Origin of the sequence: Streptomyces sp. TLI_185 (assembly GCF_003814765.1) — a bacterium.
Lineage (GTDB): Bacteria > Actinomycetota > Actinomycetes > Streptomycetales > Streptomycetaceae > Streptomyces.
Map to the genome: position 1 here is coordinate 4,594,762 of NZ_RKRB01000001.1, position 14,556 is coordinate 4,609,317.

Annotated in this window: 11 protein-coding genes and 1 pseudogene; 7 read left to right on the top strand and 5 right to left on the bottom strand. The window is 71.1% G+C overall.

Going from position 1 to position 14,556, the window contains the following annotated elements; translation table 11 throughout:
* Nucleotides 1-166 precede the first annotated feature (166 nt).
* The gene (locus tag EDD92_RS21055; protein ID WP_260326653.1) at nt 167-3,133 is read left to right on the top strand and encodes a SpoIIE family protein phosphatase; all 2,967 of its coding nucleotides are present in this window, start codon (nt 167-169) and stop codon (nt 3,131-3,133) included.
* An 18-nt stretch (nt 3,134-3,151) separates the two neighbouring features.
* Here EDD92_RS21055 and EDD92_RS21060 read toward each other — a convergent pair whose 3' ends face one another.
* A complete protein-coding gene (locus EDD92_RS21060) occupies nt 3,152-3,445 on the bottom strand; it encodes a putative quinol monooxygenase (RefSeq protein ID WP_123965757.1) in 294 nt (97 codons plus the stop codon).
* Between the two features lie 43 nt (nt 3,446-3,488).
* Nucleotides 3,489-4,433 carry a carbohydrate kinase gene (locus tag EDD92_RS21065; protein WP_123965758.1) on the bottom strand — a complete coding sequence of 315 codons (945 nt, stop codon included), beginning with the start codon at nt 4,431-4,433 and terminating at the stop codon, nt 3,489-3,491.
* Nucleotides 4,434-4,661: 228 nt separating this feature from the next.
* On the opposite strand from EDD92_RS21065, the gene EDD92_RS21070 reads away from it, so the two are divergent.
* From EDD92_RS21070 to EDD92_RS21085, 4 genes are all read left to right on the top strand, one after another.
* Nucleotides 4,662-5,675, top strand: a complete 1,014-nt coding sequence (locus EDD92_RS21070; RefSeq protein ID WP_123965759.1) for a sugar ABC transporter substrate-binding protein — start codon at nt 4,662-4,664, stop codon at nt 5,673-5,675.
* A gap of 237 nt (nt 5,676-5,912) precedes the next feature.
* Nucleotides 5,913-6,926, top strand: a complete 1,014-nt coding sequence (locus tag EDD92_RS21075) for an ABC transporter permease (protein ID WP_123965760.1) — start codon at nt 5,913-5,915, stop codon at nt 6,924-6,926.
* Nucleotides 6,923-7,759 (top strand): ATP-binding cassette domain-containing protein, encoded by an 837-nt coding sequence (locus EDD92_RS21080; protein ID WP_123965761.1) that lies wholly within the window; start codon nt 6,923-6,925, stop codon nt 7,757-7,759. The genes EDD92_RS21075 and EDD92_RS21080 overlap by 4 nt, the downstream gene beginning before the upstream one ends.
* A 76-nt stretch (nt 7,760-7,835) precedes the next feature.
* On the top strand, nt 7,836-8,867 hold the full coding sequence (locus EDD92_RS21085) for a LacI family DNA-binding transcriptional regulator (protein ID WP_123965762.1): 1,032 nt from the start codon (nt 7,836-7,838) through the stop codon (nt 8,865-8,867).
* 142 nt (nt 8,868-9,009) lie between these two features.
* Here EDD92_RS21085 and EDD92_RS21090 read toward each other — a convergent pair whose 3' ends face one another.
* The 3 genes and pseudogenes from EDD92_RS21090 to EDD92_RS21100 form a co-directional block, all read right to left on the bottom strand.
* A complete protein-coding gene (locus EDD92_RS21090) occupies nt 9,010-12,210 on the bottom strand; it encodes an amidohydrolase family protein (protein ID WP_123965763.1) in 3,201 nt (1,066 codons plus the stop codon).
* 128 nt (nt 12,211-12,338) lie between these two features.
* Nucleotides 12,339-12,484 (bottom strand): annotated as a pseudogene (locus EDD92_RS51210) (transposase); the annotation flags it as partial.
* A gap of 119 nt (nt 12,485-12,603) precedes the next feature.
* A complete protein-coding gene (locus tag EDD92_RS21100; protein WP_123965765.1) occupies nt 12,604-13,056 on the bottom strand; it encodes a DUF5707 domain-containing protein in 453 nt (150 codons plus the stop codon).
* A 686-nt stretch (nt 13,057-13,742) separates the two neighbouring features.
* Here EDD92_RS21100 and EDD92_RS21110 point away from each other — a divergent pair.
* Together EDD92_RS21110 and EDD92_RS21115 are read left to right on the top strand one after the other, a co-directional pair.
* Nucleotides 13,743-14,288: a helix-turn-helix domain-containing protein gene (locus EDD92_RS21110; protein ID WP_260326656.1), complete on the top strand. Its 546-nt coding sequence runs from the start codon at nt 13,743-13,745 to the stop codon at nt 14,286-14,288.
* Entirely contained in the window at nt 14,285-14,467 is a 183-nt protein-coding gene (locus tag EDD92_RS21115) for a DUF397 domain-containing protein (RefSeq protein ID WP_123965766.1), read from the top strand. Before EDD92_RS21110 ends, EDD92_RS21115 begins: the two co-directional genes overlap by 4 nt.
* Nucleotides 14,468-14,556 lie beyond the last annotated feature (89 nt).

The following is a 14,556-nucleotide window of genomic DNA, read 5'->3' on the forward strand; positions in this document are numbered from 1 at the left end:
ACGGCCCGTCAGGTTCGTCGATCAGCTGCCACAACCTCCCCAAGGTCGACGAAATCGCCTAAATTGCTCGGGGCAGGATGAATGCCGCGGATGCAGATCACTGCAGATCCCCGATCGCATGCGGCCCAGCGTGTATCCGAGCAGTGAGCGGAGGCGACAGTCGGGCGTGGTGAATGCCAGAGGCGCCGTGCGGCCCTTGGAGCGGCAGCGGATGCGGATGCGGCTGCTCGGCGCCGTGGACGAGGACCGGCGCGATGTCGAGGTGCTGCTGACCGCGCTCCAGCAGGCGGTGGCCGAGGTGCACGGCCTGGGCGGCATGGTGCATCTTCCGGGCGGCGGAATGGGCGGCATCCTCTATCTGGTCGCCGACAGTGGGCTGCCGGAGTCGATGACCCGGCCCTGGCTGATCATCCCGGTACGGGGCACGGCGCCGCCCAGCAGGGCCGCCCGCAGCGACACCGTCACCTGGCAGCCCGAACTGGCTCCGCCCGAGCCCGTGCCCGGCCGGGATCCGGCGGCGCTGTGGCCTTCGGGGCTGCCCGCCGGCATCGGTCACCTGGCCGTTCCCATTCCGGGCGGCGGCGGGCGGCGCGGTGCGCTCTCCGTCCTCTTCGCTCCGGGCGCCGAGCCCGGCGTGGCGGAGAACGCGTTTCTGAACGAGGTGGCGGCCTGGATGTCCGGGCGGCTCAGGTCGTCCGGGCCCCTCTATCCGTCCCCCACTCTGCTGCAGGCCCTGGAGAACGGGCCGGCACCGCGGGAGGGCTCCCCGCGGGACGTGGAGGACGGGGAAGGGGTGCCCTCCGTCACGTACACCTGGGATCTGCGCACCGGCGAGCTGGCCTCCGAAGGGCCCGTCGAGGAGGTGCTGGGCGACATCGATCCGCAGGTGCTGAGCGACGGCATCGAGGCGTGGGCGGCGCTGATCCACCCGGAGGACCTGCCGGGGGCGGTGGCCGGCTTCGACGCGGGCATCCAGCAGCGCGGCGGTTTCCAGAGCGAGTACCGGATCCGGCGGCAGGACGGCACGTACCTCTGGATCGAGGCCTGTGCGCGGACGATCGCGGACGAGGAGGGGACACCGGTGAAGGTGATCGGCACCCTCCGGAACAGCGACGAGACGCATGCCGCCGCCGAGTCGGTGGGGCGGGCGCTGCGGCACATGAGCGACGGCTTCGTCGCCCTGGACACGGACTGGCGCATCGGATTTCTCAACCAGGCCGCCGAGCGGCTCTTCGGCGCCGCCGGAGACGTGGCCGGAGCCCTGCTCTGGAACGTTCCCGCGGTGCGTGCCGTGCCGGGCCTCGAGCAGCGGTGCCGGGCCATCGCGGCCGAGGGCCGGCCGGCCGGCTTCGACGTGCCGTGGCCGGACGGGAGGTCCTGGTACCACTTGCGGCTGGTGCCGGTTCCGGAAGGCCTCACGCTGTACATCACCGACACCACCGAGCGGCATCTGCGGGAGGTCGAGCGGACCTCCGCGGAGCGGGCTGCGGCGGAGCGGGCGGCTCTGGTGCAGCGGATCACGCGGGAGCTGGCCGAGGCCGTCACGGCCCAGGATGTGATTGCGGCGCTGGCCGACGGCGTGATGACACCGCTCGGGGCCGCCGGACTCATCATGCTGGGCGTGGTCGGCGACCGGCTGACCGTGATCGGCTCCCGGGGAGTTTCGCAGCGCTGCACCCGGCTGCTGGACGGACAGTGGACCGTGCGGGACACCACGAACCCGGTGGGGGACGCCCTGCACACCCGCGCCCCCCTCTACATCGCCTCCCCGGAGGAGTTCCTGGAGCGTTACCCGGAGGCCGGGACGCTGATCCGGGAGGGCGGCCAGCAGGCGTGGGCCTTTCTGCCGCTGGCGGTGTCCGGGCGCGGGATCGGCGCGGCGGTGATCTGCTTCGACCGGCCGCGCGGGCTGGGCGACGACGAACGGACACTGCTGACCGCGCTCAGCGGACTGATCGCGCAGGCCCTGGAGCGGGCGGGGCTCTACGACGAGGCGACAACCCGCGCCCGTACCCTCCAGCGCAGCCTGTTGCCGCAGGCGCTGCCCGAGCTGCCCGAGGTGACGGTGGCGGCGCGCTACCAGCCGGCCAAGCAGGGGGCCGACGTCGGCGGCGACTGGTACGACGTGATCCCGCTCTCCGCGGCCCGGGTGGCCCTCGTGATCGGCGACGTCATGGGCCACGGCATGGCAGAGGCTGCCACCATGGGCGGGCTCCGCACAGCCGTCCGCACCCTTTCGGAGCTGGAGCTGCCGCCCGACGAAATCCTCGGCCACCTCAACGACATCGTCGGTGAACCGGGCACCGACACCTTCGCCACCTGTCTGTACGGCATCTACGACCCGGTGACCCGGCAGCTGTCCTACGCCAGCGCCGGTCAGCCGCCGCCGGCGGTGGCCCGGCCCGACGGCACCGTCACCTTCCTGCCCATGACCCCGGACCCGCCGCTGGGCGTGGCCACTCCCCCGTTCGAGACCCTCGAGACCGTGCTGCCCGCGGACAGCCTGCTCGCTCTCTACAGCGACGGTCTGGTGGAGAGCAAGGACAGGGACGTCACCACCGGCATGAACCGCCTCGCCGACCTGCTCTTCGAGTCCGTGAACGCCGGGCCGGCCGCACCGGCGGACGGGTCCGGCCTGGACGCCCTCTGCGCCGCCATCACCTCCGCTCTGCTCCCCGCGCACGGCGCGCTGACCGACGACGCCGCCCTGCTGCTGGCCCGCACCCACCCGCTGGGCGCGGAGAACGTCGCCGAGTGGCCGTTGCCGGAGGACCCGGTGGCGGCGGGCCAGGCCCGCGAGCTGGTCCGCGCCCAGCTCGCCGACTGGGACCTGGCCGACGAGGACCTGGTCATGACCACCGAGCTTCTGGTCAGCGAGCTGGTCGGGAACGTCGTCCGGCACGCCGTCGGCCCCATCCGGCTGCGCATGCTCCGCAGCCGCGCGCTGATCTGCGAGGTCTCCGACGCCAGCCTGACCACGCCGCACATCCGGCACACCTCCGCCACCGACGAGGACGGCCGCGGCCTGCAGCTCGTTTCCGCCCTCTGCCGGCGCTGGGGCACCCGCCACACCCGCACCGGCAAGTCCATCTGGACCGAACAGCCCCTGCCCGGCGCCTCGGTCGAGACCTGACGCGGTGGTCCGGTGCGGTCAGGTCAGCGGGTCGAGGAACGTCAGTACGGAGGCGTCCTCCTCGATCAGCGGGGCAAGGACGGCGTTGAAGGGGGCGCCGTAGGGCTGCTTCAGGTGCGCCTGGAAGGCCTCCTCGTCGCGGTACACCTCGAAGATCCAGAAGGCGCGCGGGCTCGAGGACTTGGTGTAGGCGTCGAAGGCGAGGTTGCCTTCCTCCTCCCGGACCTTCTTGGCGTACTCCCGCAGCAGGCGGGCGACCTCGTCCTCCGTTCCCTCGCGGGCGGTGAACTCGGCGAACAGGGTCTTGGTCACTGTGGTGTCTCCTTAGCGTTGTCGGGGAGTGTCCGGTGGGTGATCAGCGCTCGGCCAGCTCGCTCTGCCACGGCGGGTTGGGGCCGGCGACGGCGCAGGTCAGGGCCGCGACCCGGGTGGCGAACACACAGGCTTCGGCGACGGCGGCCAGGTCCAGGCCCGGGAGCCGGCCGCCGAGGAATCCGCGGCCGCCGAGGTGGTGCAGCAGGCCGGCCGTGAAGGAGTCCCCCGCCCCGACCGTGTCCACCACCTGGGTCGCGACTGCGGGCACCTGGATCCGTTCGCCGTCGAGGGAGGCCAGGGCCCCGTCGGCGCCGCGCGTGATCACGACGAGCCGCGCTCCGGCGGTGTGCCAGATGTCGCAGGCCTTCTCGGGAGGCGTGTCCGGCAGGAGGAGTGCCAGGTCGTCCTCGCTCAGCCGCAGTACGTCGGCGAGGCTGCACCAGTGCTCCAGCCGGGCGCGGTAGACCTCGGGACGCACCAGCAGCGGCCGTACGTTGGGGTCGATGCTGATGGTGGTCCGGGGAGCGGCGGCCGCCAGGAAGTCCTCCACGACCGCGGCACCGGGCTCGCTCACCAGCGCAAGGGAACCGGTGTGCAGACAGGCCGTGTCGGACAGGTCCACCCTTGCCAGTTCCGGTGGGGTCCACTGCCAGTCGGCCGTGTTCTGGGCGTGGAAGGAGAACGCGGCCTGCCCCTGGGCGTCCAGTTCCGCGACCGCCAGCGTGCTGGGTTCGGCGGCCGCGACGGCGTGGGAGAGGTCCACTCCGGAGGCCTCAAGACGAGCCCGGAACAGGCGTCCGAACACGTCGCCGGAGAGCCGGGCGAGGAACCGGGCCGGGGTGCCAAGACGCGCCAACGCCACCGCCGTATTCGCAGGTCCGCCGCCCGGCAGCACGCGCAGGGCGAGCTCGTGCGGGGCGGCTGCCGGTTCGGTGAAGGCGTCCGCGACGCACTCTCCCAGGACGGTGATCTGACGCAGGCTCATGGGCTGGCCTTCTTTCCGGCTGCTTTCCGGCTGCGGACCTGCAGCGGGGGGACGTTGCCGATTTGTGACGAGTACAAGGCATTGACGTTGCCGCGAGCCGGAGTCCATCATCCTCGCCATGCGGTGTCAACGTTGACATAAGTCAACGATGACACCGGGCAACACCGGGCAACATGCGCACACGCTCTGATGCCGACCCCGCCGCTCGCTATCCCGCAGGAGTCGTTCATGTCTCGCACCACTCGTCTGTCCCCCACCCTCGTCAGAGCCGCTGCGGTCACGGGCATCGCGGCCCTCACCCTGACGGCCTGCGGATCCGGCTCCAAGGGTTCCGCGGGCTCCGGCTCGGGCACCGTCAAGGTCGGTCTGATCACCAAGACCGACACCAACCCGTTCTTCGTGAAGATGAAGGAGGGTGCGGAGAAGGCCGCCAAGCAGGACGGCGTCCAGCTGATGACCGCCGCGGGCAAGTTCGACGGGGACAACGCCGGGCAGGTCACCGCCATCGAGAACATGGTCGCCGCCGGGGTGAAGGGCATCCTGATCACCCCGAGCGACTCCAAGGCGATCGTGCCCGCGGTCCAGAAGGCCCGCGCCAAGGGGGTCCTGGTCATCGCCCTGGACACGCCGACCGAACCGCAGAGCGCGGTCGACGCCCTCTTCGCCACCAACAACTTCAACGCCGGCAAGCTGATCGGCGAGTACGCCAAGGCCGCCATGAAGGGCAAGTCCGCCAAGATAGCCACCCTCGACCTGGCGCCCGGCGTCTCCGTCGGCGTGCTGCGGCACAACGGCTTCCTGAAGGGCTTCGGCGCCACCGACAAGGACGTCGTCTGCGCCCAGGACACCGGCGGCGACCAGGCCAAGGGCCAGACCGCCATGGAGAACTGTCTCCAGAAGGACCCGAGCATCAACCTCGTCTACACGATCAACGAGCCCGCGGCGCTGGGCGCGTACACCGCACTCAAGGCCAAGGGCCGCGAGAAGGACGTCCTGATCGTCTCCGTCGACGGCGGCTGCACGGGAACCCAGGCGGTCAAGGACGGCAAGATCGCCGCCACTTCGCAGCAGTACCCGCTGAAGATGGCCTCCCAGGGCGTCCAGGCTGTCGTGGACTACGCCAAGAACGGCAAGAAGGCGTCCGGTTACACCGACACCGGCGTCAACCTGATCACCGACAAGGCGCAGGCCGGGGTCACGTCCAAGGACACCGGGTTCGGTCTGCAGAACTGCTGGGGGTAAGCGCTGCGGGGTTGTGCCGCGATGTGCCGTCTTTCGCCTGCGGCAACGTCGTGGCTGGTCGCGCCCACGCGGCGGAGCCGCAAATGGACACAGCCCCGCGCCCCTTTGGGGCGCTCCAGCACCGTAGGAAATGTCTCTCCCCTCAGCGGGGCGGCCGGCCCCACCCCCTCCCCGACCCGGGACGGCCGCCCCCTTGGTCCTCCCACAAGGACTTCTGTCTTCCGACAAGGACTTCGCATGACTGCCACGACCACGCCCCCGGGCACGTCCTCGCCGTATGCCGAACTCAAGGCGCCGACCACGCTGCGCAGGCTGCTCACGGCACCGACCACCGGCCCCCTGGTCGCCCTCCTCCTGGCCTGCGCCTTCTTCTCGTTCTCGACCGACCAGTTCCTCACCGGCGGGAACTTCTCGCTGATCGTGCAGCAGGTCATGGTCGTGGGCACCCTCGCCATCGGGCAGACCCTGATCATCCTCACCGCGGGCATCGACCTGTCGTGCGGTGCCGTGATGGCGTTCGGCAGCATCGTGATCGCCAAGATGGCCGCAAACGGCACCTTGCCGCCGCTTGTCGCCATCGCCCTGGGCATCGCCGTATGCGCCGGATTCGGCCTGCTCAACGGGTTGTTGGTGCAGAAGATCCCGCTGCCGCCGTTCATCGTCACGCTCGGCATGCTCAACGTGGCCTTCGCGCTGACCCACATCTACTCCAACGAACAGACCATCACCAGCCTGCCCGGCCCGCTGACGGCCCTCGGCCAGACCTTCCCCCTCGGCCACACCGACATCACGTACGGCTCGCTGGTCACCATCGCCCTGTTCCTGCTGCTCGCCTACGCGCTGAGCAACACCGGCTGGGGCCGGCACGTCTACGCCCTGGGCAACAGCCAGGAAGCCGCGCGCCTCAACGGCATCCGCACCTCCCGCCTGACCATCGGCATCTACACCGTCGCGGGCCTGCTCTACGGCATCGCCGCCCTGCTGCTCATCTCCCGCACCGGAGTCGGCGACCCGCAGGCGGGCCAGACCGACAACCTCGACAGCATCACCGCCGTCGTCCTCGGCGGCACCAGCCTCTTCGGCGGTCGCGGCTCGGTTCTGGGGACCTTCATCGGCGTCCTGATCGTCGGTGTGTTCCGCAACGGCCTGCAGCTGATGGGCGTCGCCTCCATCTACCAGACCCTGATCACCGGCGTGCTGGTGATCCTCGCGGTGACCGTCGACCAGATCTCCCGGAAGAAGGCACGATGACCGCCACCTCCTCACCCACGCCCGTGCTGCAGGCCCGTGGTCTGGTCAAGCGCTACGGCCAAGTCACCGCCATCGACGGCGCCGACTTCGACCTGCTGCCCGGCGAGGTCCTTGCCGTCATCGGCGACAACGGCGCCGGCAAGACCAGCCTCATCAAGGCGCTCACCGGTGCGCTGGTCCCCGACGCGGGCGAGATACGGCTCAACGGCAAGCCCATCACCTTCTCCGGCCCGCAGAGCGCCCGCGCCCACGGCATCGAGACCGTCTACCAGGATCTCGCCGTGGCCGCCTCCATGGACATCGCCTCGAACATGTTCCTCGGGCGCGAGCTGCGCCGTCCCGGTGTCCTCGGCAGTGTCTTCCGCATGCTCGACAAGAAGCGCATGCGCGAGGAGGCCTCCGAGCACATGGCCGACCTGAAGATCGGCCTGCGCTCGCTGACCCAGGCCGTCGAGACCCTCTCCGGCGGACAGCGGCAGGCCGTCGCGGTCGCCCGGTCCGTCGCCTGGGCCGGCAGCGTCGTCGTCATGGACGAACCGACCGCCGCGCTCGGCGTCAAGGAGTCCGGCCAGGTCCTGGACCTGATCCGGCGCGTCCGCGACAAGGGCCTGCCGGTGGTCCTGATCAGCCACAACATGCCGCACGTCTTCGAGATCGCCGACCGCATCCACGTCCACCGGCTGGGCAAGCGGGCCGCCGTGATCAAGCCGTCCGACTACTCCATGGCGGAGGTCGTCGCCATCATGACCGGCGCGCTCACCGTCGATTCGGCCGGAGGTACCGTCGTAGCGGACTCCGAGGCCGCGAAGGCGGCCGGAGTCCAGGCCAACTGACACCAACGACCCAGCTCCCGCATGTTCCGGCCGAGGCCGCGGCCGGAACCCGGGGGCTGACAGGAGACGTTCCTCCATGGCTGCGAGCCGCCGCCCCACCCTGGCCGACGTCGCCCGGGAAGTAGGTGTCAGTGCCAAGACGGTTTCCCGGGTCCTCAACGAGGACGGCCCCGTCTCGCCCCGGACCAGGGAACAGGTCCTCGCCGCCGTCGCCGAACTCGGCTTCCAGCCGAACCTCATGGCCCGCAACATCCGCGTCGGCGGCCCGGACACCACCATCGGTCTGGTCATCCCCGACCTCGCCAACCCCTTCTTCGGGGCCGTGGCCCGCGCCATCGAGGACACGGTCGGCGAGCGCGGGCTGACGCTGCTCATGGGCTCCTCCGCGGACGACCCCGGCCGGGAACGGGCCCTCACGGACAAGTTCCTGGCCCGGCGCGTCAGCATCCTGATGATCGTGCCGTCCGTGGGCGCCGACCACTCCCACCTCAAGAGCCACCGCGCGGCGGGGCTGCCCGTGGTCTTCCTCGACCGTCCGGGAGTCGGCCTGTCCACGGACAGCATCGTCAGCTCCAACCGTGCGGGCACCCATGACGGTGTCGCCCATCTGATCGCCCACGGCCACCGCCGTATCGGCTTCATCGGCGACCTGCCCGTGAAGCTGTACACCCGCCGCGAGCGTCTGGCCGGATACCGTACGGCCCTGCAGGAGGCCGATCTCGCCTACGACCGCTCGCTGGTCACCAACGCCCACGACCAGCCGGCGGCCGCGACGGCGACCGCCCAGCTGCTCGCCCTGTCCGATCCGCCCACGGCCCTGTTCGCCGGCAACAACATGGTCGCGCTCGGCATGGTCGCCGAACTCGCCCGCAGGGGGCGGAAGGACATCGCCGTCGTCGCCTTCGACGACGTCCCGCTCGCCGAGGCGCTCGAACCGGCCCTGACCGTCGTCGCCCAGGACCCCGAGGAGATCGGCCGGGCGGCCGCGGCGACCGCGCTGGCGCGGCTCGACGGGGACCGGTCGCGGGCCCGGACGATCACCGTGCCCACGCGGCTGATTGTCCGGGGGTCGGGGGAACGGGCTTCGCTTGCGGTGCGGGACGCTTGACCGCGGGCTGTGCGGGTGTGGCTGCTTTTCGTCTGCGGCGCCATCGTGGCCTGTCGCGCCCACGCGGCGGAGCCGCAAATCGACACAGCCCCGCGCCCCTGAAGGGGCGCTGCCGAACCGTAACCGCCTTCGCGCACCCCCCTTAGACGCCGTGCGCCTCGCAGCAGCCGTCCCTGCGCATCAGGCGCCCCATCCCCAGCCAGTCCTCCGCCGCCGCCGTCGCGTCCCCGGCGGCCGGCTCGAAGGAGGCGACCAACTCCTCAGTCGTGTACGGCACTCCGCCCCTGAGTACCGAGACCGTACGGACGAGGGTGGCGAAGTCCGTGAAGGGGTCGCCGTCGATCACCGTCAGGTCGGCGAGCCTGCCCTCCTCGACCGTGCCGAGGTCGCCGTCCACGCCGAAGAGGCGGGCTGGCAGGACGGTGGCGGTGCGCAGGGCCTGAGCAGGGGTGAGGCCGCCCCGGTGCAGGGCGCGCAGGCCGAGGTGGAGGGAAAGGCCGACCGGGACGAGCGGCTGGTCCGTGCCGAGGGCGACCAGGCCGCCGGCGGCCAGGATGCGCCGGTAGATGTCGGTCTCCGCACGGAGGGTGGCGAGTTGGGCCGGGGTGGGCGGGACGCCCGCCGACTGGCGGACGGCGGCCGTGTCCCACGGGGGCATCACCACCGTGACCCGCGGGTCGTCGGCGAGGGCGGGGTCCGCGCCGAGGAGGGGTGCGGAGGTGAAGGGGGTGGCGATCATGGAGAAGTGCACTGCGGGGGCGGCGTAGATCTCCGTCACGTCCTCGTAGGCGCGGCCCCTCGCTGTGATGGCGTGCCCGAACTCGGCGCGCTGCGTGGCTTGCAGATGGGTCGTCAGGTCCTGGCCGAGCTGTACGCCCGGCGAGAGCAGGTGGCCGCCGGTGCGTACGCCGAGGCGTTCGTGGGCGAAGCGGGCGGCCTCCGCCATGATCCAACCGGGCGCCCGGACATATGTCTTGACGAAGTCCCAGTCCAGGTCGGCGCCCCGTTCCAGGGAGCGGCGCAGACCCTCCCGGGTCCGGTGGGCGCGGCCCATGCTGTACGCGACGCGTGCCCCGTCGAGGAGCTCGCCGGTGGTGAGCAGCCGCGGCCCGGCGAGCTGTCCCGTGGCCACCGCCTCGCGGATGCGGGCCTGCTCGTACGCGAAGCCGCCGAGGGAGACGGCCGTGGTGATGCCGTAGCTGAGCTGGCCGGCTGTCTGGCGGCCGCCGTAGGTGGTCTGCCAGGGGTGGGTGTGGGTGTCCCACAGCCCGGGGATCACGGTGCGCGCGGAGGCGTCGACGCGGCGCTGGGCGGCACGCTGTCCGGACCGATGCGGCTCAACTGCCGTAATACGTCCGCCCTTTACGACGATGTCGGCGTCCTCGCGGGTCGTCTCGCCCGTGCCGTCCCACAGGCGTCCGGCGTGCACCACCACGTCCGCGGGGGTGGGTCTGGGGGCGTCGAGGGGGACGCGGACGGTGCGGGCGGGGCCGCCGTCGACGGCGACGAGCCGTAGCCGGCCGCCGGACAGGTACAGCAACGTCGTCGAGTCGCCGGACCAGGAGGGGTGGTCGGCCGGTTCGGTGGTGAGGGTACGCAGGTCGCCGCTCGGGGTGCCGTCGGGGTCGACGGGCAGCAGGCACAGCACCGACTCGACGATCACCGCCATCCAGCGGCCGTCGGGCGACCAGACGGGCCCGGAGTCGTACCGGTCGGAGATCGAGGTATGGGGCGCCACCGCATGCAGGCGGTCGGCGCCCGTCGCCGTGTCGACGATCCGGACTAGGTTGTAGCCCTCCCGGAAGCGGGAGTTGAGCCGGTTGCGGTCGCAGAGGGCGAGGTGGCGGCCGTCGGGCGACCAGCTGGGACGGCCGGGCAGACCGCCGCCGCCGAGGGGTGTGGCGAGGACGCGTTCCTCGCCGGAGGCCAGGTCGCGGACGAGGAGCCGGCCGGTCAGGTCGAGACAGGCGAGCCGCTGCCCGTCCGGGGAGAGCGCGGGGTGGACCCGGCCGCCGGTCGCGAGCGCGGTCTCCTCGCCGGTGGCGAGATCGTGACGGTACACACCGAGGAGACCGTCGCGGTCGTCGGCGTAGACGAGCGACCGGCCGTCGGGGGCCCAGGCGGGCGCGAGCAGATACCGGGTGCGGGACGCGGTGTGCAGCCGCCGGGGCGGACGTCCACCCGAACTACCGGCCAGCCAGAGCGAGTTGAGAGCAGCAAAGGCGATCTGACGCCCGTCGGGCGAGAGCGCGGGCAGATGAATGGCCCGCACGGGACGGGCCCGGCCCGGCTCCCCGAGGTCGTACTTCTTGGTCGCGTACCGCGGCCGCTGCACGGGGAGCACTCCCTCGAAGGGGAGGGTCTGCGGCTGCTCCGGGCTCTCCGGTCGTACGAGGGTGAAGGCGCCGTCGAGGGTCAGGAGCAGTTGCCCTGCCGGTGTCCAGCGCGGGGGCACCGGAGCGATGTCGCCTGTCACCGGGACGGGGTGACCGTCGACGACCAGGGTGCAGGAGGCGTTCGGGGCGGCCGTGGTGCGCAGATACGCCAGGCGGCCGTCGGCGGCGACGGCGGGGGTCATGACCTGCGCGGCCTCGGTCTCGGTGTGGTTCACGACGACCGGGCCGGTGCCGTCGGCGGGGACGGCGGCGATCGTACGGGCTTCCACGGTCAGCCCCTGGGCGGTGGTGACCGTCTTCGCGCGGACGAAGAGGATGCGGCTGCCGTCCGGTGACCAGGTGGGGTCGAAGTCCTCCCACGGACCGTCCTGGAGGGGGCCGTCCTGGCCGGTCAGGCCGGTGACGCGGGTGATACGACCGGTGCGCAGCTCAAGAACGTGGATGCGGTACGGGCTTCCGGCGACGGGGTCGCCCCCGCGCTCGGAGGCGAACGCGAGCCGGGTGCCGTCGGGCGACCAGGCCGGGCCGCGGTCGTCCCAGGGGCCGTCGGTGCGCTGCCGGAGGTCGGAGCCGTCGGTGCGCATGGTCCAGAGGTGGAAGCCGCCACCGCGGTACGCACAGAAGGCGACGAGGGTGCCGTCCGGGGAGTGCGTGGGCCGGTTGGGTTCGAGGTCGGCCGGGGTGAGGGGGTGTGCCTTGCCGCCGGTGCGGGGCAGCGACCACAGGGTGCCCTGCACCTCGGCGATCAGGCGATCGCCGGCGAGGGTGGCCGACCCGTTGGTGGCCCCGGTGAAGGACAGGGAGGGGATGCCGGTGCGTGGGCGTGCGGCCGCCGCCGGGGCCACGCCCACGAGCGGCACGACGCTTGCGACGGCGAGGAGTTGACGACGGGTCGGACGAAAGGAGGAAGAAGAGGAGGAGGTCGCGGAGGTCCGGTCACAGTCCATGGCAGTAACACTGGTGCACCGGCAGCCTCGGGCTCAACGCTGTCCCCGGCCATCACTCTGCCGTGCCGCCGGCGCGTGGCCATGGTCGCGTGTCAGCGCGGTGCGTCTCGGCAACTGGGGTGCGCAGCTCCGTCCAGGGCCCACCGGCGGAAGCGGGTGTGCGGTGTCGCCCAGGGGCCGTACCGCTCAGGCACATCCCGCCAAGCGACCCCGGTCCGGACTTCCACACGATCCCGTTGAGCACGGTGCGGTCGTCCAACCGGCTCCGCCCCCGCAAGGACTCAGGCAGCAGGCGGCCGGACGAACTCCCCCTACGCATACGACAGTTCATGGCGACGCATCAGCCGACCATGGCCCTCCGCTCAAGATCATTTGAAGACAGGGCGGGTTCGGTCACCTGACGGTGTAGTTGGCGGCCTGGGTGTTCAAGGTGGTTGTGCCGTTGCGGGCGGTGGCCAGGACGGCGACGTGCCAGACGCCGCGCGGAGACGCCTCCACCTCCCGGGAAGTGGCCCTGACGGTGTAGGTGCAGCTCACGGTGTGCCTCTTGTAAGGCTTGCAGACGGCCGGCTCCGCGGCGGCCATGTCCTTGGCGGTCGGATTGGCCTTGGCTAGGGAGGAGTTCTGCGGCCATGCCAGCACCTTCACGCCCTTGACGCCGGAGGACGCCGTCACGAAGGTGGCAAAGGTCAACGAGCCGTCGCGGCCGCCGTCCGGGGCGCTGTAGCGGGCGGTGGCGTGCGTCAGCACCGGAGGCTGCTCCCCGGCGTAGGCGAGAGCGTAGGCGCCGGCACCCACGAGGACGACGGCACCGACGGCCACGGACAGGGCCATACCTCGAGTCATGATGTTCTCCGCAACTGCCTTGGAGGGGACGGCACTTGTGATCCCTGCCGCAATGCCGATCCTCGCGCCACGAGGGTGCGGCGGACATGAGGACACGTACTCAGCCCGACATGAGTAGCCCGCCCGAAGGCTCACTCGAAGCCGTCGCGTACGGCCTGCTGGAGCCGTCTGCCTGTTCTCCTGGCCTGTGACGGGTGAGGCCGACGGGCCGGAGGGTCAGTGACCGACATGAGGTGCTCGCGTGCCGGGTCACCGCCTCCGGGGTGCGCGGACGAACGCCTTCTGCAGGCCCTCGAAGAACTCGGGCAGCGGGAGGGGGGCCACCGTCGCCACGGCCTGTCGCAGAGCCGGCAATGTCAGCTCGGGCCTGGGAGTCAGCGGGCCTTTCCGTCCGCGTGCGGCGTGGTCATGGGCCGCCCGTTCCGCTCGTCCAGCGCCCTTCCGACACGGGCCCATGCTAGGGGCATTCCCGTCACTCCCACGTGCGCGCGAGCGGATTGCCGCAGAGGGAGGCCGAGGCCCCATTCCGCCCAGACGGTCTTGCCGACTCCCACCCGTGGCCCCACGCCCCAGTCGTCCGCCAGCGCTCCGACCAGCAACAGTCCACGCCCGAACTGGTCCTCGTCGGTCGTCTCACGCCGACGCGGCAGCCGTTGAGAGTGCGGCGGAGGCGCGAGACTGATCCCGTGAACCGATCCGCGCCAACTGGTAACCGGGCGTCAACTGTCCTGGGACGCCGACTCGGTGGGGAGCTGCTGCGCCTCCGCGATGCGGCGGGAAAGACCCAGCAGCAAGCCGCTGATGTCCTCAACGCGACCAATTCGAAGATCGTGAAGATGGAGCGTGGCTGGGTGCCGATGCGGGACATCGAAATCCGTGCCCTGTGCGAGCTCTACGGCTTGGACGACCCCGAAGCCCTGGCACGGCTGCTGAACCTGGCCCGGCTGGACCGGGAGCGCCGTAAGGCGAAGGGCTGGTGGCAGCACGCTCCGCAGGCCGGGGCCCGTGCAGGCGGCCACGCCTGTATGGCAGGAGCCTTCAACATCATCTCCTTCGCCGAAGCCCAAGCCGTGGACGTAGTCCACGTTGACAGCATCGCGGCTACGGTGTGGGTCGAAAGCGAGTCCGAAAGCACCATGTACGGCTCTTTCTTCGACCGCACCGCGAGGCTGAGCCTGGCCCCCAAGGACTCGCTCCGCCTGATCGAGAGCATCAGAGAGGGCATGCATTGACCACCGGATTCGACTTCCTGAAGTCCAGCTACAGCAGCGGCAGCGGCGAATGCGTCGAGGTCGCCCGCAACATCCCCACCACTGTCGCCATACGCGACTCCAAAGACCCCGACGGCCCGATACTCCGCCTGCCCCCGAAGGCATGGACGGACTTCACAGCGTCGATGGCCACCGACTGACCCTGTGTGACGTCTGTGACACTTGATCTTTGAGGTCTTCTGTCGGGCAGGTCGCCTTGAAAGGGTGCGAGGCGTACAACTCGGCCGTA